This is a genomic window from Tractidigestivibacter sp. (assembly GCF_057241865.1).
In genome coordinates this window covers 1-24,373 of the sequence record NZ_DBHHPX010000038.1, presented here as the reverse complement: position 1 = coordinate 24,373, position 24,373 = coordinate 1, and the positions used below count along the sequence as shown (strand labels likewise).

At 63.2% G+C, this 24,373-nt stretch carries 25 protein-coding genes and 1 riboswitch; of the genes, 16 read left to right on the top strand and 9 right to left on the bottom strand.

Annotation, left to right across the window (positions count from 1 at the left end):
• Positions 1-152 precede the first annotated feature (152 nt).
• The 5 genes from ACO59D_RS10890 to ACO59D_RS10870 all read right to left on the bottom strand — a co-directional run bounded on the left by ACO59D_RS10890 (position 153) and on the right by ACO59D_RS10870 (position 4,223).
• The gene (locus tag ACO59D_RS10890; RefSeq protein WP_485127004.1) at positions 153-1,085 is read right to left on the bottom strand and encodes a TDT family transporter; all 933 of its coding nucleotides are present in this window, start codon (positions 1,083-1,085) and stop codon (positions 153-155) included.
• Entirely contained in the window at positions 1,078-1,653 is a 576-nt protein-coding gene (locus ACO59D_RS10885; RefSeq protein WP_485127003.1) for a C-GCAxxG-C-C family protein, read from the bottom strand. The genes ACO59D_RS10890 and ACO59D_RS10885 overlap by 8 nt, the downstream gene beginning before the upstream one ends.
• Positions 1,640-2,698: a PTS mannose/fructose/sorbose/N-acetylgalactosamine transporter subunit IIC gene (locus tag ACO59D_RS10880; protein WP_485127002.1), complete on the bottom strand. Its 1,059-nt coding sequence runs from the start codon at positions 2,696-2,698 to the stop codon at positions 1,640-1,642. Before ACO59D_RS10880 ends, ACO59D_RS10885 begins: the two co-directional genes overlap by 14 nt.
• A gap of 51 nt (positions 2,699-2,749) precedes the next feature.
• Entirely contained in the window at positions 2,750-3,214 is a 465-nt protein-coding gene (locus ACO59D_RS10875; protein ID WP_485127001.1) for a PTS sugar transporter subunit IIB, read from the bottom strand.
• A 175-nt stretch (positions 3,215-3,389) separates the two neighbouring features.
• Positions 3,390-4,223, bottom strand: a complete 834-nt coding sequence (locus ACO59D_RS10870) for a MurR/RpiR family transcriptional regulator (protein WP_485127000.1) — start codon at positions 4,221-4,223, stop codon at positions 3,390-3,392.
• A gap of 432 nt (positions 4,224-4,655) precedes the next feature.
• On the opposite strand from ACO59D_RS10870, the gene ACO59D_RS10865 reads away from it, so the two are divergent.
• From ACO59D_RS10865 to ACO59D_RS10830, 8 genes are all read left to right on the top strand, one after another.
• Positions 4,656-6,038, top strand: a complete 1,383-nt coding sequence (locus ACO59D_RS10865; RefSeq protein ID WP_485126999.1) for a YgeY family selenium metabolism-linked hydrolase — start codon at positions 4,656-4,658, stop codon at positions 6,036-6,038.
• A 63-nt stretch (positions 6,039-6,101) separates the two neighbouring features.
• Positions 6,102-7,304 carry a knotted carbamoyltransferase YgeW gene (gene ygeW, locus ACO59D_RS10860; protein WP_485126998.1) on the top strand — a complete coding sequence of 401 codons (1,203 nt, stop codon included), beginning with the start codon at positions 6,102-6,104 and terminating at the stop codon, positions 7,302-7,304.
• Between the two features lie 129 nt (positions 7,305-7,433).
• The gene (gene arcC / locus ACO59D_RS10855; protein WP_485126997.1) at positions 7,434-8,375 is read left to right on the top strand and encodes a carbamate kinase; all 942 of its coding nucleotides are present in this window, start codon (positions 7,434-7,436) and stop codon (positions 8,373-8,375) included.
• A gap of 41 nt (positions 8,376-8,416) precedes the next feature.
• On the top strand, positions 8,417-9,433 hold the full coding sequence (locus ACO59D_RS10850; protein WP_130812806.1) for an NTP transferase domain-containing protein: 1,017 nt from the start codon (positions 8,417-8,419) through the stop codon (positions 9,431-9,433).
• 12 nt (positions 9,434-9,445) lie between these two features.
• Positions 9,446-10,831: a dihydropyrimidinase gene (gene hydA / locus ACO59D_RS10845; protein WP_485126996.1), complete on the top strand. Its 1,386-nt coding sequence runs from the start codon at positions 9,446-9,448 to the stop codon at positions 10,829-10,831.
• A gap of 101 nt (positions 10,832-10,932) precedes the next feature.
• Positions 10,933-11,313 (top strand): Rid family detoxifying hydrolase, encoded by a 381-nt coding sequence (locus tag ACO59D_RS10840; protein WP_485126995.1) that lies wholly within the window; start codon positions 10,933-10,935, stop codon positions 11,311-11,313.
• Positions 11,314-11,588: 275 nt separating this feature from the next.
• On the top strand, positions 11,589-12,875 hold the full coding sequence (locus ACO59D_RS10835) for an ATP-binding protein (protein WP_130812809.1): 1,287 nt from the start codon (positions 11,589-11,591) through the stop codon (positions 12,873-12,875).
• Between the two features lie 14 nt (positions 12,876-12,889).
• Positions 12,890-13,462 carry a hypothetical protein gene (locus tag ACO59D_RS10830; RefSeq protein WP_485126994.1) on the top strand — a complete coding sequence of 191 codons (573 nt, stop codon included), beginning with the start codon at positions 12,890-12,892 and terminating at the stop codon, positions 13,460-13,462.
• A gap of 165 nt (positions 13,463-13,627) precedes the next feature.
• On the opposite strand, the gene yqeC is transcribed toward ACO59D_RS10830, so the two are convergent.
• Positions 13,628-14,335, bottom strand: a complete 708-nt coding sequence (gene yqeC / locus ACO59D_RS10825) for a selenium cofactor biosynthesis protein YqeC (RefSeq protein WP_485126993.1) — start codon at positions 14,333-14,335, stop codon at positions 13,628-13,630.
• A 172-nt stretch (positions 14,336-14,507) separates the two neighbouring features.
• Here yqeC and yedF point away from each other — a divergent pair, with 172 nt between their 5' ends.
• From yedF to ACO59D_RS10790, 7 genes are all read left to right on the top strand, one after another.
• Entirely contained in the window at positions 14,508-15,119 is a 612-nt protein-coding gene (gene yedF / locus ACO59D_RS10820) for a sulfurtransferase-like selenium metabolism protein YedF (RefSeq protein ID WP_485126992.1), read from the top strand.
• A gap of 14 nt (positions 15,120-15,133) precedes the next feature.
• A complete protein-coding gene (locus ACO59D_RS10815; protein ID WP_485126991.1) occupies positions 15,134-16,333 on the top strand; it encodes an aminotransferase class V-fold PLP-dependent enzyme in 1,200 nt (399 codons plus the stop codon).
• Positions 16,320-16,559, top strand: a complete 240-nt coding sequence (locus ACO59D_RS10810; RefSeq protein ID WP_485126990.1) for a putative Se/S carrier protein — start codon at positions 16,320-16,322, stop codon at positions 16,557-16,559. The genes ACO59D_RS10815 and ACO59D_RS10810 overlap by 14 nt, the downstream gene beginning before the upstream one ends.
• 33 nt (positions 16,560-16,592) lie before the next feature.
• Positions 16,593-17,399: a selenium-dependent molybdenum cofactor biosynthesis protein YqeB gene (gene yqeB / locus ACO59D_RS10805; protein WP_485126989.1), complete on the top strand. Its 807-nt coding sequence runs from the start codon at positions 16,593-16,595 to the stop codon at positions 17,397-17,399.
• 2 nt (positions 17,400-17,401) lie between these two features.
• On the top strand, positions 17,402-18,481 hold the full coding sequence (gene selD / locus ACO59D_RS10800; RefSeq protein WP_485126988.1) for a selenide, water dikinase SelD: 1,080 nt from the start codon (positions 17,402-17,404) through the stop codon (positions 18,479-18,481).
• Positions 18,482-18,536: 55 nt separating this feature from the next.
• Positions 18,537-19,562, top strand: coding sequence for an XdhC family protein (locus tag ACO59D_RS10795; RefSeq protein WP_485126987.1), 1,026 nt, complete (start codon positions 18,537-18,539; stop codon positions 19,560-19,562).
• 68 nt (positions 19,563-19,630) lie between these two features.
• Positions 19,631-20,119, top strand: coding sequence for a GNAT family N-acetyltransferase (locus ACO59D_RS10790; RefSeq protein ID WP_485126986.1), 489 nt, complete (start codon positions 19,631-19,633; stop codon positions 20,117-20,119).
• A gap of 143 nt (positions 20,120-20,262) precedes the next feature.
• Here ACO59D_RS10790 and ACO59D_RS10785 read toward each other — a convergent pair whose 3' ends face one another.
• Entirely contained in the window at positions 20,263-20,679 is a 417-nt protein-coding gene (locus tag ACO59D_RS10785; RefSeq protein WP_485126985.1) for a PIN domain-containing protein, read from the bottom strand.
• Positions 20,680-20,767: 88 nt separating this feature from the next.
• Here ACO59D_RS10785 and ACO59D_RS10780 point away from each other — a divergent pair, with 88 nt between their 5' ends.
• Positions 20,768-21,325, top strand: coding sequence for a GNAT family N-acetyltransferase (locus tag ACO59D_RS10780; RefSeq protein ID WP_485126984.1), 558 nt, complete (start codon positions 20,768-20,770; stop codon positions 21,323-21,325).
• A 2-nt stretch (positions 21,326-21,327) separates the two neighbouring features.
• On the opposite strand, the gene ACO59D_RS10775 is transcribed toward ACO59D_RS10780, so the two are convergent.
• On the bottom strand, positions 21,328-22,641 hold the full coding sequence (locus tag ACO59D_RS10775) for a phosphoribosylaminoimidazolecarboxamide formyltransferase (protein ID WP_485126983.1): 1,314 nt from the start codon (positions 22,639-22,641) through the stop codon (positions 21,328-21,330).
• 189 nt (positions 22,642-22,830) lie between these two features.
• A complete protein-coding gene (locus ACO59D_RS10770; RefSeq protein WP_485126982.1) occupies positions 22,831-23,466 on the bottom strand; it encodes an IMP cyclohydrolase in 636 nt (211 codons plus the stop codon).
• Between the two features lie 75 nt (positions 23,467-23,541).
• Positions 23,542-23,626, bottom strand: a riboswitch (ZMP/ZTP riboswitch).
• Positions 23,627-24,373: the final 747 nt, after the last annotated feature.

Here is a 24,373-nt window from a genome sequence, read left to right as displayed (position 1 = left end):
GCATCAAAGCATCCGGTATCCGGCTCTCAGATGCAACGACTTGAAGATAGGAGGACATCATGCCTGAGACGGCCTCACAGATGCCACGGCCCACCAAGCCCATCTCCGCTAGGGGTTAATCTCCTATTGGAAGATACGGCTCATGAGGCATCCTAGGCTTTCTGTACCTGGGTCCCCCCATCGCCAAAGATGTGCATGAGGAAACGGACAAGCGCATAGAGCACGAGCACCGTTGCAATAATGGTCTCAGCCAGCACAAGCGGCGCAAGCCAAGGCGCAGGAGACCCCAATGCGGCCACACAAGCCATGGTCTGCTTAAGTGCTATGGCGGTAATCACAAACGGGAAGGTGTAGGCTGCGTAGCTTGGCGCAAAAGCCGTGACCTTGAGGAATCTCGGGAGCTGCGAGAGAACAACAGCGTAGAGAACCGTTGCGACAACCTCCATGCAAGCGAGCAGTACGAGCGACTTGGGCGTCACGGACTGAACGTATGCGGCAACGCAAAGGCTGGCAGGTGCCGTCATGATGCAGAATACAGGACGCGCAAGAACGGGAGGCTCCCCAACCTTTGTGTAGCGCCTAACGATCACGAACGTGAGGATGGCAAAGGTCACGAGGCCAAACCAGAAGCATGCCGTACCGATTGCCTCCATGCCAAAGGCCGGCACAGTCACAGAAGCGGCTGCGATGCCTACGTAGACGATGTGCCAGCTTGGGAAGACCTGCCTGAGGTCGAAATGGGCAACATACTTGACCGTGAACCACACAATCAGGCAGATGTGGAGGGCAAGTCCAGTCCACCACAGGACAATGCCAAACTCTGCAGAGAGCGGCTTTGCATAGCCGGCAAGCAGCAACAACGCCATGGAGAAGGTGCCCGAGATGCTCGCAAGCATGGGGTTCTTCATGTCGTTTTGTACGGACTCGTTATCTCCAATGAGTTTGGCTACGAAGAGCAGACCCAGCAGGACCGCGACGATGCCAAAGACAGCATGGAAACCTTCGCCGTAGCCCTGCAGCAAGTTACCGAGAGCGGCACACCCTAGCATGACCCCCGTGATGGGAAGAGGGACTCTCTTAAGCAACGAAGTCCTCCTTCTTCATGGGCAAAACGTCCTCGATCCTAAGGCGAGGCAGGGGCTCGGCGCCGTCCTCGGCACCCTCATCAAGATTCTTTATGCCCTCCTCGCGGCACACGATCGTAGCGACCTTCCATGCGCAGAGGCCGGTAAACCAAATGCACTGCTCCTTGTGGGCTCCCTTACCCATATCAAACTCGCGGGTAAGCACGCGGCAGCACAGGGCGTGCTTGCCGTTCTCGTCGCGGAACCAATCGTGGAGCTCATGCGTGAAGCTCATGCATCTCTGGACGGCTGGGTCAGTAGGACCATCCTGGGCGGTGCGTCCATAGAGCAGGCCGAGTGCAGCGACGCCGCCATTCGCAGCGCCACACATGCAGCCAGACTTGCCGACACCCACCGACATGCCTGAAACCATTGCAATGACCTGCTCAGGCACATCGAGCTTGAAGGAATCGCGAAGGGCACACATGACTGCCTCGTCGCAGAAGAACCCTTCCTTGTAGTAGCTCTCAGCCAGACGTTGCACCTTATGCGGGCTTGCTTCAGTCACATTGATCTTAACGTTTGCCATAGTGGCTCCTCTCCTGTGCCCACGCATGGCTGACGTCCTCACGTCCGGGAAGGCCCTGCGGAGTGCCTCTTCTGTTTTCAACTCCCCCGTCCGGGCGCGTCCTCACGCCAACCGTGTCCCAGCGGGCGACTGCAATGGGCACCGCTATCCATGCCCATGCATAACGGTGCCACAGCGGATGATAACAGTTTGTAAGGAAGCCTAACTTGTCATTAGGCTCCCGTTCGACGAGCGGCGGGGAACTCCGGGGGACCGCGCGCACGCCCACGGCGGCGGGCCGTCCCCTGGTCGGATTGTCCCCCGGCCGGAGGGAGTTCGCGGTATCATCGGCTGGACGACGCTCGCGACCCAGCAGGCCTGCCGCGGGGTGCGGTTCCAGAACGGAGAGCCCCATGTAGACCGCAGCGACGAAGCCAATTACGAAGAAGGGCCAGTAGCCCCTGAAGTCCATCATCTTGAGGAGCATGGCCATACCGACTGCAGGCAAGATGCCGGAGGCAACTCTAAGACCATCGGTGAGAACGGCGGGCATACTCGCGACGAGATTGCTTACGAAATCGCTGCCCAGATATATGGCAAGAAACGACGCCGTGAAGAAAATTGCGAAGAACACGAATAGGCCGCAGAGGTGGATGCGCTCGACGGCGCGGTAGTTGCCAGAGAGGACGTGCTTGTCGGCCGTGTGAATGAGAATGATGTTGACGTTCCAGGCGAGCATGATGAGCAGCTGCGCGAGTACGCCGATGGGCAGTGCAAGGGCGATGCCGACCTCAGGATTTCCGCCGCTCGTAATGGCCAAGACCGTGGAGATGATGCCCGCGATTTGGGCATTGGGCGGGACTGAGCCGCCAATGGGGAGCACGCCCATGTACATGAGCTCGACGGTGCCTCCCACCAGAAGACCTGTGGGGAGGTCACCGAGGATGAGGCCGACGAGCGGCCCCGCGAAGATGGGACGGGAGATCATCCAGTATCCGTACCCATAGTTCTCAAGGATAAGTAGGCCGATGAAGATGCTTAGCCCAAGTGCCGGTAACAGTTCCATGACACTCCTTCCGCGATCTCTCTCGCCTGTTTGTGCGGGTGGCCCCGCATCCTACAGCAGTTTCATCAGGTCCTCTGACGCATCGCGTGGATGCGTGCGGACCTCCAGCCTCACCCCCCTCTCGATGAGCTTTCTGAACGCCTCAACCATGTGGTCATCCACATACACGGTGCGTGCAATCTGGCGACGCCCCTCCTTGAAGTAGAGCCCCCCTACGTTTATCTCCTCGATGTGCGTGCCGAGTTCGACCATGCGCAGGTAGGTGTTGGGGCCCTTTGCCACCACAAAGATCTTGTGGCGCTCGTACCTTGCGAGCAGCTCGACCGCGCGCCCCTCATCTGCGACAAAGCACTTGAGCCCGGTAGGGCAGGCCATCTTGAGCAACGACACTTGCATTTTGTCCCGGGCGATTTCGGAGTCGACAGCCATGATGGCCTCGCTCTTGTAGGCGGTGGCCCAGGCGTAGGAGACCTGTCCGTGGATGAGACGTTCGTCGATTCGGGCGATGGTTATCATGGGTACCTCCCAAGGTCGGCTGACCCAAAGGTACCAAATGAAAACTTCGTTTCTCAGTTTACGTAACAAACAGATATAAAGTTTCAGTTGACATGAGATGAAGTTTCACCTTTAAGTAAGGAACTCGCAGCTCGAATGTGTTGCCAATCGATATTGAAGTAAAAGTTCCAGTCAGCTAGCCGAGTGCTGTACGGCTGATTTTTCGGGTTGAACGGTCATAATCCGACGTGATAAAGAGCGTATAGAGCAAATCGACCATATACAGTTGAGCACTGCGCGACGCCATGGCGCCCGCACGCTGGAGTGACTCACGTGCCGTGACAAAGAGGCGACAGCTGGTGAGCCTGCTCACCGTGTTACGGTCCGACTTGGTGACGCTGATGGTGGGGGTTCCGTTGTCCTTGAGAATGCGAGCAATCTCGCGCATCTCGGGACTCTCACCTGAGTAAGAGAAGATAAGCCCTACGTGCGAGTCATCGGAGTTGATGGCCTGCACTTTTTGGCGATCGTAGTGCTGGTGGACAATCGAGCACTTCCCTATGCGCATGAACTTGGACTCTGCGTCGAGCGCTACGAGCATCGAGGCGCCGATGCCATAGAAGTCGAGAATGGAGGCGGCCCGAATGAGCTCCACCGCCTGCTTGAGCGCATCGAGGTCGATGAGTTCGTGGGTCTCCTGGATAGTCTTGATCGAGATGTTCGTGAGCTTCTCGATGACGCGGACGGGGGTGTCGTTTGGCTCGATGGTTGTGGTGTCGAGGTAGTCGAGTTCAATCATCTCAAGGTGCCTGATCTCTTCAGCGAGCATGAGTCGGAGCTTCGCGTAGCTTGAGATGCCTACGCGTTTGCACAGGCGTGAGACCGTTGAGGGCGAGGTATAGGAGGACGCAGCGAGTTCGTAGACCGTGGAGGAGAGCACCGCGCGCGGGTCGGCGATAATCACATCACGTACCTGGGCCTCAGCGGGGGAGAGGCTTTCGCAGTCGCGCAGTTTGATGAGTACGCCCATGGGTCCTCCATCTTTTTCATCCACCGCGATGGTAGCGCATGTAGGATGGCAGAGCGCAGCATCACGTGCGAGCGGCGCGGCCATCCTGTCTTTTGACCACACAATCCCGAATGCGTCGCTAAGCAGCATCACGTGCGAGCGGCGCGGCCATCCTGGGCGAGCCTGCGAAGACTGTGCTTAGCGACGTCGCGATCATCAATCCCATTGAGCTCCCCGATATGTCGCCCCCTGATCTCTCTCGCCAGATTCCCCTGGTTCCACCGTCCACCGTGCCAAAGAGACCGTCTGCGACAAAAATCATCAGTTTGGGAAAGGCCCTTGAATTTCCCCTTGCGCATGCTTTAATTAGGCTAACCAAACAAAAAGTTTGGTTAGCAGACTTATTGTTTACAAGCCGGCGGCTGGAACGTTGCTCGATGCGAGGAGGACCCAATGAAGGAACTCGACTACGACAAGATCAAGGAAGCGGCTCGTGCCTACAACGCGGACATGACCGCGTTCCTGCGCGCCATGATCTCCCACCCCAGCGAGTCCTGCGAGGAGGGCGACGTCGTGGCCTGCATCAAGGCCGAGATGGAGAAGCTCGGCTTCGATGAGGTCAAGGTCGACGGCCTTGGCAACGTGATGGGCTTCATGGGCACGGGCGACAAGATCATCGCCATCGATGGCCACATCGACACCGTGGGCATCGGCAACCGCGACAACTGGGACTTCGACCCCTACAAGGGCTTCGAGGACGACCAGCTCATCGGCGGCCGTGGCGGCTCCGACCAGGAGGGCGGCGTCGCAGCTGCCACGTACGCGGCCAAGATGATGAAGGACATGGACCTCATCCCCGAGGGCTACAAGATCATGGTCGTGGGCACCGTCCAGGAAGAGGACTGCGATGGCATGTGCTGGCAGTACATCTACAACAAGGACGGCATCAAGCCCGAGTTCGTCATCTCCACCGAGCCCACCGACGGTGGCATCTACCGTGGCCACCGTGGCCGCATGGAGATTCGCGTGGACGTGAAGGGCGTCTCCTGCCATGGATCTGCCCCCGAGCGCGGCGACAACGCCATCTACAAGATGGCCGACATCGTGAACGACGTCCGCGCCCTCAACAACAACGGCGCAGACGAGTCCACCTCCATCAGGGGCCTCGTCAAGATGCTCGACCCCAAGTACAACCCCGACCACTACGAGGACGCACGCTTCCTAGGCCGCGGCACCTGCACCGTCTCCCAGATCTTCTACACCAGCCCCTCGCGCTGCGCCGTGGCCGATTCCTGCGCCATCTCCATCGACCGTCGCATGACTGCTGGCGAGACCTACGAGTCCTGCCTCGAGGAGGTTCGCAACCTGCCTGCCGTCAAGAAGTACGGCGAGGACGTGAAGGTCTCCATGTACATGTACGACCGTCCCAGCTGGACCGGCGAGGTCTACGAGACCGAGGCCTACTTCCCCACGTGGATCAACAAGGAGAGCGCGCCCCACGTCAAGGCGCTCGTCGACGCGCACGAGGCCCTCTTTGGCGACAAGCGCATCGGCTGCCCCAAGTCCATGGACAAGCGCGAGGGCAGGCCTCTGTGCGACAAGTGGACCTTCTCCACGAACTGCGTGTCCATCCAGGGCCGCTATGGCATCCCGTGCGTGGGCTTTGGCCCCGGCGCCGAATCCCAGGCCCACGCCCCCAACGAGGTCACCTACAAGCAGGACCTCTCTACCTGCGCAGCTCTCTACGTTGCGGCCGTGAACCTCTACGACCCCAGCCAGGCTACCGATGACGTCACCGAGTACCGCGGTACCCTGACGGGCAACGACATCAAGTAGCACGCACTTCTCACCCACCCCCGCCGCAGGAGCGGCCTGCGGCCCAACACAGAAGGAGACGGCATGGACGCAACGTTCCAGAGCTACCTCGACCAGCTTTCCAAGCTCGACCACTCCAAGATGTACAACAGCGACTTCCTGCACACCTGGGACAAGACCACCGACGAACTCCGCTCCCTCTACCTGGTCGCCGATGCCCTGCGCAACCTGCGCGAGCGCAATATCTCGACCCGCATCTTCGACTCGGGCCTGGCCGTCTCGAACTTCCGTGACAACTCGACGCGCACGCGCTTCTCGTTCGCGTCCGGCACCAACCTGCTGGGCCTGCAGCAGCAGGACCTGGACGAGGCGAAGTCCCAGGTGGCCCATGGCGAGACCGTGCGCGAGACCGCCACGATGATCAGCTTCATGGCCGATGTCATCGGCATTCGCGACGACAAGTTCATCGGCGAGGGCGACGCGTACATGAGGGAGGTCTCCGAGTCCGTGGCGCAGTCCTACGCCGACGGCATCCTCGATCACCGTCCCACGCTCGTCTCGCTGCAGTCCGACTCCGACCACCCCACGCAGTCCTCGGCTGACCTGCTCTACCTCATCAACGAGTTTGGCGGGCTCGACAACCTCAAGGGCAAGAAGGTCGCCGTCACCTGGGCCTACAGCCCCTCCTACGGCAAGCCCCTCTCCTGCCCGCAGTCGCTCATCATGCTGCTCACCCGCTTTGGCATGAACGTCACCCTGGCACACCCCGAGGACTACGACCTCATGCCCGAGCTGGTCAAGCAGGCTGGCGTCTACGCCAAGGAGTCTGGTGCCACCTTCACCCAGGCCCACTCCATGGAGGAGGCCTTCGAGGGCGCCGACATCGTGGTCCCCAAGAGCTGGGCCCCCTACGCGGCCATGGAGAAGCGCACCAAGCTCTATGCTGCCGGTGACTCAGAGGGCATCGACACCCTGGAGAAGGAGCTTCTCGCCCAGAACGCCACGCACATGGACTGGCACTGCACGTCCGAGCTCATGTCCAAGACCGCAAAGGGCATGGACACCATCTACATGCACCCGCTGCCAGCCGACATCGAGGGCGTCTCCTGCGAGCACGGCGAGGTTACGAGCGAGGTCTTTGACGTCCACCGCGACGGCCTGTACAAGGAGGCCAGCTACAAGCCGTACGCCGTGGCAGCAATGGTCTTCCTGCAGAAGGCAAAGGACCCCGTTGCCATGCTCAAGGAGCTCGAGCAGCGCGGCCGCAGCCGTTGGCTCGAGGCATAGCGCCGGGCATCGGGGCGACTGGCGTAGGACCCACAAGGGCACGCGCGGGCTGGTCGGGCCGAGCCGGAATGCTCGGTTGGCCGGCCCGTGCCCTGTTTTTAGCGGCTAGGGGAGAATGGAGAGAAACGCATGGGAAGGCGAATCGTCGTCGCGCTGGGCGGCAACGCGTTGGGAAAGAACCTGCCGGAGCAGATGGCAGCGGTGAAGCACACGTCCAGGGCCATCGTCGACCTCATCGCCGATGGCAATGAGGTCATCGTCGTACATGGCAATGGCCCGCAGGTGGGCATGATCCAGGAGGCCATGACCCAGCTCACGCGCTCTGACCCCGAGAAGTACATCCCCTGCCCGCTCTCGGTCTGCGTGGCTATGAGCCAGGGCTACATTGGTTATGACCTGCAGAACGCCATCCGCGAGGAGCTGGCCAATCGCGACATCCACCACGGTGTGACCACGGTGCTCACGCAGGTCGAGGTCGACCCCAAAGACCCTGCCTTCGAGCACCCCACCAAGCCCATCGGCGCCTTCATGACCAAGGAGGAGGCCGACCACCTGGTGGCCGAGCGTGGCTACACGGTGGTCGAGGACTCCGGCCGCGGCTGGCGGCGCGTGGTGGCAAGTCCCAGGCCCAAGTCCATCGTCGAGCTTGACACCATCCGCTCGCTGGTTGAGGCGGACCATGTTGTTATCGCCTGCGGTGGCGGCGGCATTCCCGTCTACCACACCGAGGGCCATCACCTCAAGGGTGCGGCGGCCGTTATCGACAAAGACTTCGCTGCCGCGCGCCTGGCCGAGCAGCTGGATGCCGACGCCCTGGTCATCCTTACGGCGGTCGAGAAGGTGGCCATCCACTTTGGCAAGCCCGACCAGACAGAACTCGACAAGCTCACGCCCGAGACGGCCCAGCGCTACATCGACGCCGGCGAGTTTGCTCCGGGCTCGATGCTGCCCAAGGTCCAGGCGGCGCTCCAGTTTACGCAGTCCGGTTCCGGACGCATCTCGCTCATCACCGAGCTCGACCGTGCGGCGGACGGCATCGCCGGGAAGACTGGTACCATCGTCCGTGGATAGCATGTAGGCATCGAAACGGCAATGCGCGCGAGGTGAGGGCTATGGAACCACGGGTTTTCTCGTTTCTTGTTGATGAGGACGACAAACGCTTCTTTGGTCCAGGTCCCATGGCACTGCTCTCGGGCGTTCGCGAGACGGGCAGCCTCTCTGCCTCCGCCAAGGCTATGGGCATGAGCTACACCAAGGCCATGCGCATTCTGCACGATGCCGAACACGCCCTGGGATGCCCCCTCACCGTGCGCTCCATCGGTGGCGAGAAGGGCGGGAGCTCGAACCTCACCCCTGAGGGCGAGGAGTTCCTCCGTCGCTATGAGGCATGGCGTCAGGGCATGAGTGAGACGGCAAACGCGGGCTTCTGTGCCGCCTTCGCCGGCATGGCTGGCGTGCCGAGGCTGGGCTGCGTTGTCATGGCAAACGGCGAGGCTACGCGCTTTGGCAGGCAGAAGCTCGTCGAGCCCCTGCGCGGCCGGGCCGTGGTCTCGCACACGCTTGACGCGCTGGTGTCGGCACGCCTTGATGTGGTGGTCCCCACGAGGTGGGAGCGCGTGCGCTCTGTGTGCGAGGCAAGGCACGTGACCTGCGTCGAGCCCGAGGGTCCGCTTCAGAGCGACACGCTGCGCGCAGGCATAAGGGTGCTGGGCAAGCGTGCGGGCTATGTCTTTGTCCAGGGAGACCAGCCACTGCTTTCCGGTGCGAGCGTCGAGGCGCTGCTCGACGAGTTTGCCGCGCATTCGGCCAGCGTGGTACGCCTGGCCTGGCAGGGCCGCGTGGGGAGCCCCGTGATCTTTCCGGGGTACCTGGCCGACGCGCTTCTCGGCCTTGAGGGAGACGTGGGCGGAGGGGAGCTCCTGCACAGAAACCCAGACCTTGCCTGCGTCACGAGGCTTGTCGAGGCACGCTTCCCAGCCGAACTCGATGACATTGACACCCCGTCTGACCTCGAGCGCGTTGCCAGTGAGCTTGCGGCGCTGCGTGAGGTGTCGGAATCCGGTCAGGGTATATGGCCCGTCGCGGACGCGGGGCTTGGTGCCCCGGACGAGCCTGGCTCTTCGCTGTAAGGAGATGGTTGTATGGTTGCGCGGGCACGAAAGGTCCTGAGAAATGGGCAGCTGGTGACGCCTGGGGGAGTCTTTCTCGGCGATGCGGTCATAGAGGGCGACAAGATCGCGGACGTCGTTCCCGGTGGCCTCGACGAGGCCCAGCTGGCAAACGCTGAGGTCTTTGACGCCACGGGCTGCTGGGTCTACCCCGGCTTTATCGACGCCCACACGCACATGCAGTGCTGGACGGGGATGGACTGGACCGCAGACAGCTTCGAGACGGGAACGCGAGCGGCGGCATGCGGGGGCACCACGACCATCGTGGACTATGCCACCCAGGACAGAGGCATGACCCTCCACCAGGCGCTCGATGAGTGGCACAAGCGCGCCGACGGCACCTGCACGGCAAACTATGCCTTCCACATGGCCATCGCCGACTGGAACGAGCACACCCGCGAGGAGATCGCGGACATGCGCGACGCCGGCGTCACCTCGTTCAAGACCTACTTTGCCTACGACCACCTGAGGCTGGATGACGCCCAGACCATGAAGGTGCTGGAGGCCATCAAGCCCTTCGACGGAATCCTCTGCGTGCACTGCGAGAATGGCACCCTCGTAAACGAGCTGCAGCGCAGGGTCCTTGCCGAGGGCATCACGGGACCCGAGGGACATCCCCTGAGCCGCCCGGCGGAGTGCGAGGCCGAGGCGATAGGCCGTCTCATGTACCTCTCCGAGCTCACGGGCGTCCACGTGAACGTGGTGCACTGCTCGACCCGCCTGGGCTTGGAACAGGTGCGCGCCGCTCGCGAGCGCGGGGTCCGCGTGTCGCTCGAGACCTGCCCGCAGTACCTGCTGCTGGACGATACGTGCTACCTTGAGCAGGGAGAGGATGGCTTTGCCGGTGCAAAGTACGTGATGAGCCCGCCCCTGCGCAAGCCCTCGGACATCGCGGCGCTGCGCGAGGCGGTCGAGGATGGCGAGGTCGACCAGATCTCGACCGACCACTGCTCGTTCAACCTGCACGGGCAGAAGGACCGCGGCCGTGGCGACTTCACGAAGATCCCCAACGGCGGCCCCGGCGTCGAGCACAGGCCGGCGCTCATCATGACCACCTTTGAGGGACGGCTGGGACCCATGGACTACCTGCACCTGCTCTCCGAGGGCCAGGCGCGCGTGTTTGGGATGTACCCGCGCAAGGGCGCGCTTGCGGCGGGCTCCGACGCGGACGTCTGCGTGTGGGATCCCACGGCTCGTTGGGCCATCGGCGCCGCCAACCAGCACCAGGCCGTCGATTACACCACCTACGAGGGCTTCGAGGCGCATGGGCGCGCCAAGCTCGTCTTTGTGAACGGCATGCTTGCCGTGCGTGACGGTGAGCCCACAGGCGAGAAGCCCGGGCGCTACGTGGCGCGCTAGGGTCTGCCGCGCGGGGGCGTGGCCTTGCGGGTCTCTCGCCCCTCGCTCTTCTCATCCATTGGCCGCCCGCGCAAGCGGGCAAGAAGCGAAGGAGTTTTCCCATGAGCAAGTCTGCCATCGTCACCGACAAGGCCCCCAAGGCACTTGGCCCCTACTCTGCGGGCGTCGTGTCCAACGGGTCCATCAACGTGTCCGGCCAGCTGGGTATCGACCCTGCGACCGGCAGGCTTGCCGGCGACGACATCCAGAGCCAGACCCGCCAGAGCCTGACCAACATGAAGAACATCCTCGAGGCTGCCGGCGCCTCCATGGCCGATGTGGTCGAGACCACCGTCCTTCTCGCCGACATCAGCGAGTTCGCTGCCATGAACGAGATCTACGCCGAGTTCTTCGAGGCTCCGTATCCCGCGCGTGCGGCGTTCCAGGTGGCCGCGCTCCCCGGTGGCGGCAAGGTCGAGATCAAGGCCGTAGCGAGGGTGTAGGCCCAACTCGTCCCGAGGGTGCGGGCGCCAACTGAGCACGGAGTTCTGAGCATCGGGCGGGCGGTGTCGGCAGGTTGCCGGTGCCGCCCGCCCCTTCTCTCGGGGGCGCTTTGAGGGGGCCGTGTTCGCGGAATCCGACAACAAAAATCGCTGAAATCGACAACGAAAATCGCTGAAATCGACAACAAAAATCGCGGAATATGACAATGTTGCTGCTAGACATATGCGATAATGGCAATGGAGGTCTCAGAGCATAAAGCAGGGAGTACGGGGAAATGTCGGTTGTGCCGAAGGGATATCTGCCCAGGATTGTCGATGATGAGGTCGAGGAGTGTCTTGCGACCTATGGGGCAGTCGAGATTGCGGGTGCCAAGTGGTGCGGCAAGACATGGACGGCGCGGCGACATGCCAAGAGCATCATCTATCTCGACGAAGGCCAGAACCTGAGCATGGCGCTTTCGGACCCGATGGCCGCTCTCGTTGGAGAGCGCCCTCACGTGGTTGATGAGTGGCAGCTTGCGCCTGTGCTCTGGGATGTGGTGCGACATGAAGTCGATGATGGGTCTGGAGAAAAAGGGCTGTGGATTCTCACCGGGTCATCAACGCCCGCCAAGGACAAGGCCCATCACAGTGGCGCTGGTCGCATTGGAAGGGTACGGATGCTCCCCATGTCTTTGCAGGAATCAGGGGACTCTACGGGTGAGGTGTCTCTGGCCGTGCTCTTCGAGGGCAAGTTTACCTATGCCACCTGCAGTATGACTGCGGACAGGCTGGTCTCCCTGTGCTGCCGTGGAGGATGGCCAGAGGCAATAGACATCAAGCCTGCCCGCGCCCTTCGCATAGCGAGGGACTACGTAGATGCGACAATCGAGCATAGCGTTCCCTCGAAGGGCGGCAATTCCGACATTGCCAGGCGCCTCTTGAGTAGTCTTGCGAGAAATCTGGGACAGGCAGTTACCAGGAAGACCATGGTGCGCGATATGTATGGGGAGACCGAGAACGCCGATTCGGCTTCGCTCGCAACCATAACGAACTACGTCGCGCTTCTCGAGTCGCTCTATCTGGTGCTGTCTATACGCGGATGGGAGCCTCCTGCTCGCTCTCCCAAGCGCTTTCGCACAAGTCCAAAGCGCTACCTTGTGGACCCCTCGCTGGCGGTCTCGCTGCTTCAGATGAACGAGCGGTCTCTCAAAGGCGATTGGCAGACGTTCGGGCTGGTATTCGAGAACCTCTGCATGAGAGACCTGTCCGTGTACGCCCGGGCACTTCCAGAGGCATCGCGAGATCCGGTGCACTACTACCGCGACGACAATGGCCTCGAAGCGGATGCGATAGTGGAAGACGCGGCAGGAAGATGGGGTGCAATCGAGGTCAAGCTCGGGGAAGACAAGGTCGAGGAGGCCGCTGGCAATCTCTTGCGCCTGCGAGAGAAGCTGGGGAGAAACGCGCTGGCCCAGGCCCGTGGCCCGGAGTTCCTTGCCGTGCTTGTTGGGCTTGGCGAGCAGTCGTACCGCAGGAGCGATGGGGTCTACGTCATCCCCATTGGCTGTCTGGGAAGGTAGAATCGGAGGCCGTTGTGGACGCCATCGCATTTGAGCAGATAAGGCAGGGTCACGCGCTCATGGCTGCCTGCTGCGCTCTGTACCTGGCTTGGTGGGCCATCTTCTTCTGGCCCAAAGTGAGCGGGGGCTCCGCGCGTGGGGTGCTGAGGGTCGTCGGCATCGTGGCCATTCTCGGCGCGGTGGCGTGCGGCGTCTTGGGGGCCACGCGCATCTGCGGGGGAGCCGCTAGCCTGTCCCGCTCCGAGGCCGTGGTTGGGTGCCTGGTTGGCGCCATAGCGCTCTACCTGGTACTTCTCGGCGTCACGCAGCGCGTGTTCCAGCGTCAGCCCACCACCGAGCTGGTGCTCTTTGTGGCGTGGCTCGGCATGGAGGCCTGCTGCGCGCTGGTGCTTGGCGGTGTGGACCACACCGGTGTTGCCGCGCTGGTGGCGGTGCTTGCCGTGGTGGGGTTTGTCGCGAGCCTGGTGTGCTACGTGCTCTACTACCGGCTCGACCCGCTGCCCTCCTTTGTTGACGGGTGCATTCCGCTGGCGCTTATCGGCGTCGAGAGCGTTGTGATTGCGTGCGCCCTGCCCGCTGCGGCGTAGGGGGCGCGTGGGGACGGCGCTCCCGGGCCGTGCTCGTGTCACATATTCGTGACCGAATCTGTGACCCGCGCAGGTCGCTACACATTCGGACGCCGAATGTGTAGCAGCTCACACACCCATAGCAAGCATTGTGGCCGAGAAGAACTGCGACCCCTGTCCCTCGCGCTACACTCGCTCCAGGCGATGCTCGCGTATGGAACCCGCGGCCACGGGGACCTTGTCCCCGCACGCGCGAAGCATCGCGGCAAACCGTGCGGCCAGCTCAATACCGTGCTGGTCGTCGGCCTGGTTCACCACGATGTCGTCCGCCCGCACCACACCCGCCGCATGCTCGGTGGCCACAAGCCGCGCGTACAGCTCGGGTGTGCATGCGTCGCCTGCGGAGCAGCCCACGGCCTCGCACATGAGCTGTGACCGGTGCACAACCTCGCCTACGCTGCCGCCAAAGCCGGACGCGCCCACCACCTGGATGGTCTGGCGGCTCTCGGTGGGCACCACCGGTTCGTGAGCCGCGTGCGCCTTGAGGGGCAGCCGACGCGCCCCATCGGCCTCAACCAACACATGGTCGGCGAGTGCGGCGAGCGTCCCAAAGCCCAACGACGGAGCGCGGAGCTTTCCCGCCGTACCGTCTGCCCCGGGAGCGCGGTTGCCCACGCAGACAACGCGCGCGTACCAGAGCGCCTGCTCGATGTCGAGCTCCGTTGCGTCAAGCAGGAGCGGGCAGTCTTCGGGCGCCAGCATGTGCGTGGAGGTCGCGATGATCACCGTGCACCCGAGCTCGCGCGCAAGCTCGCTTATGAGGGTCGACTTGCCCCCGCTCCCCACCACTGAGAGCACCCCGCTATCCGTTCGCAGTAAATCCGTAAGATTCATGAGGAACCCTTACAAAAAGTCATATGCTCTAATGAGACAAAGGGACAGCCCCCTTGTCTCACAGCATACCGCATGCCGCTTTCGGCCCAACGTTATACACTCGTGTAGTTAACGCTCGACGTCGCCCCATGCCAGTCGCAGCGCTCCGCCGGTAGAACAGATTGGAGTCACCATGAAGATCGACGCACGCAATCTCACCTGCCCCAAGCCCGTCGTGCTCACGCTGGAGGCACTGCCCAAGCTCGCGGTCGGCGAGTCCCTCGAGGTCGTGGTCAACGACTCCGTCGCCCTTGGCAACCTCACGCGCCTTGCTGCCGAGAAGGGCTGCGGCCTTGCCACCACGGCATCTGGGGACGAGACAACCCTTACGTTCACCCCGCGCGGCGAGGTGATCGCTTCCGAGAATGCTGCCACCGAGGCCCAGGCCTTCTGCGACCTGCCCGCCACGGGTGCTTCCGTTATTGCCGTGGACACCGAGACCATGGGACGCGGAGACGAGAAGCTCGGCCACATCCTCATGAAGGGCCTCATCTACGCCCTGGCACATGGCGGGTCTGTTCCCAAGAAGATGATCTTCTTCAACGGCGGCGCGCACCTCACCTGCGAGGGTTCCGAGTCGCTCGATGACATCAAGGAGCTCGAGAGTCGTGGCACGACGATCCTCACCTGTGGCACCTGCCTCGACTTCTACGGCATCCGCGACAAGCTTGCCGTGGGCGGTGTCACCAACCTGTACGAGATTGCCGAGGCCATGGCCGGTGAGCCGGGCGTCACCACGCTGTAGCCCAGGCGCATGCCATGATCTATCTCAACTGTGCCGCCACGTCGTACCAGCGTCCCGAGTGCGTGGCTGCTGCCGTCGCTCGCGCCCTGCGCACCCTTGGCTCAAGCGGCCGTGGCGCCCACGAGTCCGAGCTTGCCGCCGCCCGCTCCGTCGCCCTCGCGCGGGAGCGGGTCTCGGCGCTTCTCGGCTTTGGCCACCCGGAACGGCTGGTCTTTGCCGCCAACGCCACCGAGGCGCTCAACATGGCCATCCTTGGGACCGTGCCGGATGGTGGACGCGTGGTCGCCACGGACTGGGACCACAACTCGATCCTGCGGCCACTCTATCGCCTGCGCGACGAGAGGGACGTGACGCTCTGCTTTGCTGCGGCAGACCGCCGTGGCGTGCTCGACGTCGACGCTCTGGTCGCCGCCATCACGCCTGGCACGAGCCTCGTCTGCCTCACGCATGCCTCGAACCTCACGGGCAATGTCCTGGCGCGCAAGGATCTGGGCCGCGTGGTCCAGGCGGCGCACGGCGTAGGCGCGCCGGTCCTTCTCGACTGCGCGCAGACGGCGGGGGTGCGTCCCATCTGCATGGACGAGCTGGGCATCGACCTGGTGGCCTTCACGGGGCACAAGGCCCTCATGGGCCCGCAGGGGACAGGCGGCCTTGCCGTGGCCCCTGGCGTGGACGTGCATCCGGTGCTGCGTGGCGGCACGGGCGTGCGCTCCTTTGAGGAGGGCCAGCCCGCAGGCTATCCCGAGCACCTCGAGGCAGGCACGCTCAACGGCCACGGCATCGCAGGTCTCTCGGCTGCGGCTGCCTGGATCGCCGAGCGTGGCCTCGACACCATCCACGCATACGACCTGGCGCTTGTAAGGCGCTTCGTGATGGGTGCGCGCCGAGTTGGCGCTGCGGTCTACGGTGACTTTCCCGCTACGGAGGATGGCCTTCTCGCACCAGGTTTCGACCATGCGCCGGTGGTGAGCGTGAACCTGCCAGGCTGGGACTCCTCTGAGGTCGCGGATGCGCTTGGCCACGACTACGACATTGCCGTGCGTGCGGGTGGCCACTGTGCGCCTCGCATGCACCGGGCGTTGGGTACCCAGGATACAGGTGCCGTGCGCTTCTCGTTTGGCTGCCTCACCACCGAGCAGGACGTGGATGCGGCCATACGGGCCCTGGCCGAGCTGGCTGCAGAGGGGGAGGACGCAGGCGATGCCACGACATAGGCGCAAGCCTCGGGTGGTGGCGTCGTTTGACTCCACGCACGAGGCGCTGGCATGCGAGGCCGCCTGCAGGGAGGCAGGCGTTGCGGGACGACTTATCCCAACGCCGGTGAGCATCCGCGCGGACTGCGGGCTTGCCTGGTCTATGCCACCGGAGGCGCGCGGTGACTTCGAGCGGCTTGCGGAAGGTCGCTTTGCCTGCGCTGGACTGTACGAGCTCGAGCTCTAGGGGCATCCGCCCCTAGGCGGACAAGGGGGAGACATGCTGGTTGTTGTGAGAGGTGCGGGGGACATCGCCTCGGGCATTGCCGTGCGGCTGCACCGTGCGGGCGCATCTATCGTGATGCTGGACGTGGCAGTGCCCACGGCGGTGCGCCGTACCGTGTGCTTCTCCGAGGCGGTGCGCTTGGGCGAGGCAGAGATCGAGGGCATCAGGGCCGTGCGGTGCAAGGACGCGGCCAAGGCTGCCAAGGTTGCAGCCACGGGGACCATCGCCGTGCTGGTGGACCCCAGGGGCGAGAGTATCCCAACGCTGGCGCCGGAGGCTGTGATCGACGCAATTCTCGCCAAGGAAAACCTTGGGACCACCAGGGAGATGGCGCCTGTCGTTATTGGCGTGGGTCCCGGCTTCCACGCCGGCGAGAACTCCAGCGCAGACTGCCACGCCGCCATCGAGACCAAGCGCGGCCACTACCTTGGGCGCGTGATCTATGATGGCTCGCCCATCCCCAACACGGGCGTGCCGGGAAACATTGCCGGCTTTACCACCGAGCGCGTGCTGCGCGCCCCAGCCGACGGCACCTTCGAGCCCATCGCAAAGATTGGCGACCAGGTCAAGAAGGGTGACCTTGTGGCCATGGTTGCAGGCGAGCCTCTCCGTGCGACCATCGACGGCGTGCTGCGCGGCCTTTTGCAAGGGGGCTGCCCGGTCACCAAGGGGATGAAGTCGGGGGACATCGACCCGCGCTGCAAGGTTGGGCACTGCTTCAGCGTCTCGGACAAGGCGCGTGCCGTGGGCGGAGGCGTCCTTGAGGCGCTGCTGCACTTCTCACACAGGCTGGAGGGATAGCAATGGCAGAGAACAACGTGGCATCCGCTGGTGGCAACGACGTCAAGCTCACCAAGCTCGCAGAGTGCGCCGGCTGCGGTGCCAAGGTGGGCGCGGGAGAGCTTGCGAAGCTCCTCAAGGACATCAAGGTCCAGCGCGACCCCAACCTTCTGGTGGGCTTCGACAAGTCGGATGACGCAGCGGTCTATCGCGTGACAGACGACGTGGCCATTGTGGAGACCGTCGACTTCTTCCCGCCCATTGCCGATGACCCCTATACCTACGGTGCCATTGCCGCCGCCAACGCGCTCTCGGACGTCTACGCGATGGGTGGCGAGCCCAAGGTGGCCCTCAACGTGATGGCCGTGCCCGAGGACATGCCTGCCGACGTGGTCCACGAGATCTTGCGCGGCGGATACGAGAAGGTCTACGAGGCGGGCGCCTCCATCGTGGGCGGCCACAGCATCTACGACGAGGAGCCCAAGTACGGCCTGGCGGTCACGGGCCTTGTCGACCCGCGCCGCATGCTCACCAATGCGGGTGCCCGCCCAGGCGACGTGCTTGTGCTCACCAAGGCGCTTGGCGTGGGCGTAGTTACCACTGCTGAGAAGGGCGGCCTGGCAGACCCCGCGGATGTTGCCGCCGCAGAGCGGCAGATGATGTGCCTCAACCGCTGGGCGCGCGACGTGATCGTTTGCCATGACGTCCACGCGACGACCGACGTCACGGGCTTTGGTCTCATGGGGCATGCGCTCGAGATGGCGCAGGGCGCTGGCGTCCGCATGGTCATCGATGCCACGGCGCCGGCGCTTCTCGCCCATGCGCGCGACTGGGCGCGACTGGGCATCCTGCCTGCGGGAATGTATCGCAACCGTCACTTTGCCGAGGCTGCCGTGGACATGACGGGCGTGCCGCAGGACCTCGCCGACCTCCTCTTCTGCCCCGAGACCTCGGGCGGCCTCCTTGTGGCTGTGGCGGCAGACGACGCTGACGCCCTGCTCGCCGACCTTCTCGCCGACGGACGCGTCCCGGATGCCCGCGTGGTGGGCCATGTGGAGGAATATGACGGTGGGCCACGAATCCGGGTGAGCTACGTTGGGTAGATGCGGTCCAGGACCATATACGTCGCTGAGTAAAATGAATGGCAGGTAGAACCCTATGACAGACTCACATGAGACCCTTCGCGACATGGTGTTTGTGGGAAGGCTCTTGAAAGAGGCCGGGGCGGGGCGTGCGTTTGCCCTCGCAAGCATCCTCGCCACGCGGGGGTCTATGCCGCGTGGCGCAAGCGCACGCATGGCCCTTCTCGCCGACGGCACCTGGCTGGGCACGATTGGCGGCGGCCGCATTGAGCAGCAGATGCAGGAGAGGTGCCAGCGCGTGCTGGCGGGCGATGAGCCCAACCAACTGGAATGGATGACGCATGCCAAGACCGGCATGGCGTGCGGTGGTGACGCCCTCTGTGGCGTGATGCTGTGGGAGCCTGCATCTGCCGAGAAGACCCTGGGCGGGCTTCTCGACCACCTGCGCTCCGGCAAGCCCTTCGTGATTACCGAGGGGTGGGCGAATCTCTCAGACGTCACCGTCGAGCTTGCATACCTCGATGATCTGCCCCAGGGCGACTCGCGTGCTACCACAGAAACTGCCCTTTGGGACGAGGAGGCCAAGATCTACGCCGAGCCGGCCGGTCCCAATCCCATCGCCTACATCTTTGGCGGCGGTCACGTTGGCCGTGCCCTCACGCCGGTGCTTGCCAGCGTGGGCTTTCGCGTGGTGGTCTTCGACGACCGTGAGGGCGTCGCGGTTTCGGGCGACTTTCCGGCAGCGGAGCGCGTGGTGCTTGGCGACTTCACAAAGCTCGACGAGAAGGTCCAGGTGACCTCGCGCGACTACGTGGTGATAACCACGCACGGGCACGCCTGGGACATCGACGTGCTCGAGCAGGTTTCGCGCGTGCGCCCTGCCTACGTGGGCTGCATTGGCAGCAGGGGAAAGGCGGCGTTTGCCCGCAAGACCCTGAAGGAGCGCGGCGTGGACCCAACGTGGGTCGATGGCATTCACCTGCCGATCGGCGATGCGATTCTCGCTGTGACGCCGCCCGAGATTGCTGTCTCCATTGCTGCGGAGATGATCCGCTGCCGTGCGGAGCTGCGCCCGGTGTCCGAGAGGCCGCACCAGCACTAGGGGAGCGCGCATGCTCTCCAAGGCTACAATGGCTTGCAAGTAGAAGCTTATGCCTTGGGGGGCAAACCATGCACATATGTCCAGCAACGCCTGCGGAACTCGATAGCGTGCTTGCGGTCTACGAGAGTGCGTGCGCATTCATGCGAGAGGCGGGTAACCCCAACCAGTGGGGCGACAGCTTTCCTCCGCGTGAGCTGGTGGAGGAGGACATCGCTACGGGCATGTTGCACGCTTGTGTGGGCGAGAACGATGACGTCCTTGGCTGCTTCGCGTTCCTTCCCGGGCCGGAGCCTGACTACGCACGCATCTATGATGGCACCTGGCCAAATGACGAGCCCTATGACCTGGTGCATCGCTTTGCGGTGTTACGTCAAGGCCAAGGAGTTGGTGGCACGATACTCGACTGGGTGCTGGAGCATGGGCGCAACCTTCGCACTGACACCCATCGCGACAACAAGCCCATGCAGGGCCTTCTCGCCAGCAGGGGGTTCTCGTACTGCGGCATCATCAAACTGGGGCGCAACGGAGACGACCGCCTGGCCTACGCTCACGTGTGACCAGCGATTGCCCGCATGCTCGAATTACCCGTTCTTTATCGGTTTTTGAGAAGTTGGCCCGACGTTTGCACAGGTCGCGGGAATCGCCGTTCTCAAATTCCGATAAAGAACGAGAGCGGTGAGAGACTGCGAGAGACGGCGAGTCACAGCGACTGGCAGTAGGTGACGGCGTCCATGGCGGGCACGCCTGAGCCACGATAGGACGATTTATCGCGTGTGATGATTGCCTCTGCGCCGAGAAGCACTGCGGTTGCGCGCACCATGGCGTCCTCGAGGTCCGGCTCGTCTGACGCGAATGCCGCATCGAGCACCTCATCCGTGAGCGCCTGTACTTTGACAACCTTGCGGAATGCGTCCATGCGCTCTCGTACCAGCGGTTCGTTGTGGTAATGGCGGCACATGATGTAGTATGCGTCCTTAAGACAGCCAGCTGGGACCACAGGAGTAACGTCTCCGGCATCGATGATGCCCTCGAGCAAGCGGACAGCCTCGGCATGACATGGCCGACCTGCACTGAGGTAGTCGAGGATGATGTTGGTGCCCAGGATGACCTTAGCCAAAGCGCCTCTCCCGCTCCTCGCCGAGAAGCTCCTTGTCCGAGATGGATGCGTCCCATGCAGGCTCATTATGGATTGGGAGGCTACCACCATGCACGTGATTGAGTACCTGCCCCTTGAGACGGAGCGGCTCTCGCTGCGTCGCTACACGCTTGCGGATGCACCTGCCATCTATCGCATCAACTCCAACGAGGAGGTCACGCGGTACCTGCCGTTCGGGCCAATGATGTCTGAGGAAGACGCGAGAAGCCAGCTGGAGCGCTTCTTCCTTCCCGCATACGCACAGGCAGATGCGGGGCAGGTGGGGCCTAGAGGCCTGCCGCTCGGCCTCAAGCTTGCCGCATGCCTCAAGGACACAGGCGAGCTGATAGGCATGGTCTTCGTCGAGACGTCCGACGGTTCGTGCGAGCTGGGCTATGCGGTCGACCACTGTTGGTGGGGAAGGGGAATCGCCACCGAGATGTGCCAGGCTGTGGTCGACTTGGCGCGCAAGCTGGGCCTCACCCGCCTGACTGCCACGGTTGACGTGCGAAACGCAGCAAGCGAGCGCGTGCTTGCCCACATAGGAATGAAACCTCGCCGCCCTGCCGAGGGAATCGGACAGGACGGCGAGGAGGACGGATGCCGCATGTGGGAGCTAGAGCTCTAGCCCTAGTGGTGGAACAGCCTCAGCCCCGTGAAGCACATCGCCATCCCGTAGCGGTCGGCGACCTCGATCACGTTGTCGTCGCGGATGGAGCCACCTGGCTCGGCGACGTAGGTCACACCCGAGCGGTGCGCGCGCTCGATGTTGTCGCCAAAGGGGAAGAAGGCGTCGGAGCCCAGGGTCACACCCGTCTGGAGCACAATCCACGCGCGCTTCTCGTCTGCGCTCAAGACCTCGGGCTTCTCGGCAAAGACGCGCTGCCAGGCACCGTCTGCCATGACCTCGTCGTGCTCGTCAGAGATGTAGACGTCGATGGCGTTGTCGCGGTCGGGGCGGTGAATGCCCTCAACAAAGCGCAGGCCAAGCACCTTGGGGTGACGACGCAGCCACCAGGTGTCAGCCTTGCTGCCGGCAAGGCGCGTGCAGTGGATGCGGCTCTGCTGCCCGGCGCCCACACCGATGGCTTGCCCGTCCTTCACGTAGCACACGGAGTTGGACTGCGTGTACTTGAGGGTGATGAGACTCACGATCATGTCAATCTTTGCGGACTCGGGGATGTCCTTGTTCTTGGTTACCACGTTGCCGAGAAGGTCTCGGTCGATCTTCGAGAAGTTGTGCCCCTGCTCGAAGGTGATGCCAAAGACGTCCTTGTGCTCGACGACGGGGCAGACGTAGTTGGGGTCGATCTGGACCACGTTGTACCCGCCATGCTTCTTGGAGCGCAGGATTTCGAGCGCCTCGGGCGTGTAGCCCGGGGCAATGATGCCGTCCGAGACCTCGTGCTTGAGGTAGAGGGCCGTGCGCTCGTCGCAGGTGTCCGAGAGAGCCGCCCAGTCGCCAAAGGAGCTCATGCGGTCTGCGCCGCGCGCGCGGATGTAGGCGCAGGCGATGGGCGTAAGCTCGCCCTCGTCATCGACGAAGAAGGCCCTCTTGTCCTCCTCGGAGAGGGGCGTTCCCACTGCGGCACCGGCAGGCGAGACGTGCTTGAACGACGCAGCCGCGGGCATGTCGGTTGCCTCGCGCAGCTCGCGCACGAGCTGCCAGGAGTTCAAGGCGTCGAGGAAGTTGATGTAGCCCGGCGTGCCGGAGAGCACCGTCACGGGCAGCTCAGAGCCGCCCTGCATGAGGATGCGTGCAGGCCTCTGGTTGGGATTGCAGCCGTACTTGAGTTCAAGCGAGTCCATGCGTTTCCTTTCTGTTGTCCCCTTTGCCTCTTTGCCTGCTTGCTCAGACAACGCTTCGCAAACTCGCCGCAGGCAAAGAGGCAAAGGCCAGCGGAGAAAGACGACCTGCACGTGACAAGTACGGCTGCCACCCATCAGCCACGACACGCAGACAAACCAAAGGACGAAGAGCGAAGGACGAAGAGCAGAGAAACGAGTTCCAACGACATCAGGGGGTGGAGGCGACGAGGGCTGACGGGCGCACGGCATGCCTTTCCTGCGGCGAGTTCGCGAAGCGCTGTTTGAGTCCGCAGGAAAGGCATGCCGTGCCACCCACCGTCGACCCTAGTCGCCGAGGTTCTTGTTGAAGATGCGCACCTCGCCGTTGACGTTGGTGTAGAGCGAGACCTTGTTGGCGGGGTCGAGCGCCCCCCACACCTCCTTGGGGCTCCCCATGCACACGTGGACGGGCTCGCCGGCAAAGCTGGGGAGGGGGTTGCCGTCTCCCTGGTACGTGCTGATGAAGTAACCGCACCCGCCGTCAGCGCCCTCATACGAGAAGAACTCGCGAGCGCAGCGTCCGTCTCGTGCGCGCTTGAGGATGGAGAGGTCAAACGAGCCGTCGGGGTGCAGTACCGAGCTGATGCGTGGCGTGTAGTTGGGTGCGTCCGGCTCGTACTCGCGGGCCATGCAGCCGGCCACGAAGTCGCCCTTCTCGACGATGGTGTCGGTCTGGTCGCCGTTGGTCACCACCAGGTCGTCGCCCATGGTGCGAACGGGGTGGTAGATGATGAGGCTTGGGTCCTCGAGAAGCGCGGTATCATGCGCCTCGGTGCGGATGCCGTCCTCGGTCTTCACAAACACGCGGTTGCGGCTGTTGGAGCTGCGCCCCATGATCCAGTAGTAGACGCAGCGGCTGCCAGCCACAATGCCGCGCCCGGGATAGGGGTTGTCGCGCAGCAGCTCGAGCAGATCCTCCATGGGCCCTCTCTTCTCTCGTGCACACGCGAGCGGGCCCAGCCTCTAAAGACAACAACGGGCTGGCACCCACTCAGGTGCGCTTGCCCAGACGGTCGGCGGCTTGTATTCACGCTGCTTCCCCGTGGTGTCCCACGATTATCCGTCAGTAACAGCGCGTTCCCTGTGGCTTCACTGTAACACGCAACGAATTCGTTGTGAGCTTGGCCTGCAGAATTGTTGCGTGAACGCATGGGTCTCGAATCGGTGCGGCTGTTTGTGGATTCCGACAAAATGGCTCAGTACTTTCCGCATAGCCAGCCTCTGTTTATCATCTACCTAATCAACTTCGGCTGGACGGTCGCCGTGGCGGCAATGTCCCCGAGCGTGACGTGCCCAGGGCACATGTCCCGCAGGAGGTCGGCGGCCACATTCGGCTCGCCCCGTGACTGTGCCTCCAGCTGAACTCGTCCACGTACGACTGCATGCGGGCGGAGGAGAGGCCGTGGAAGGTGCCCCCCTCGAATGCCTTGAAGTTGGGATGACCCTGTGGGCCATCGGGAGCGACGAGCCCCAGTCGTCCACCTTGAAGGGCCTATGAACGAGACCAGCGAAGGATGAGAGGCCCGCCGCGCCCCCCGAAAGCCAGGTTTGACTAAATACAGCCCGAGCGCACCTCGTCCGCCAAGCCTCGGGTCAGAGAGCCTCTTGCGCGCCCTGCGCGTGCGGCGTCTCGCCGCAGCACGCTCCTGGGCGGTGCAGGTGCCGTAGCATCCGCGCCGGCCGTTGCGCGCGAGTTCCCTGCTCACCGTCGACCTGCTCCTGCCTATCCGCCTCGGCTATCCGAGAGGCGCTCTCGTGCCCGGCGTGCATCTCGGACGGCGTAATGTTTTTGTGGGTCCAGGCTGCGGAATGCCATCTGGAAAGAAGA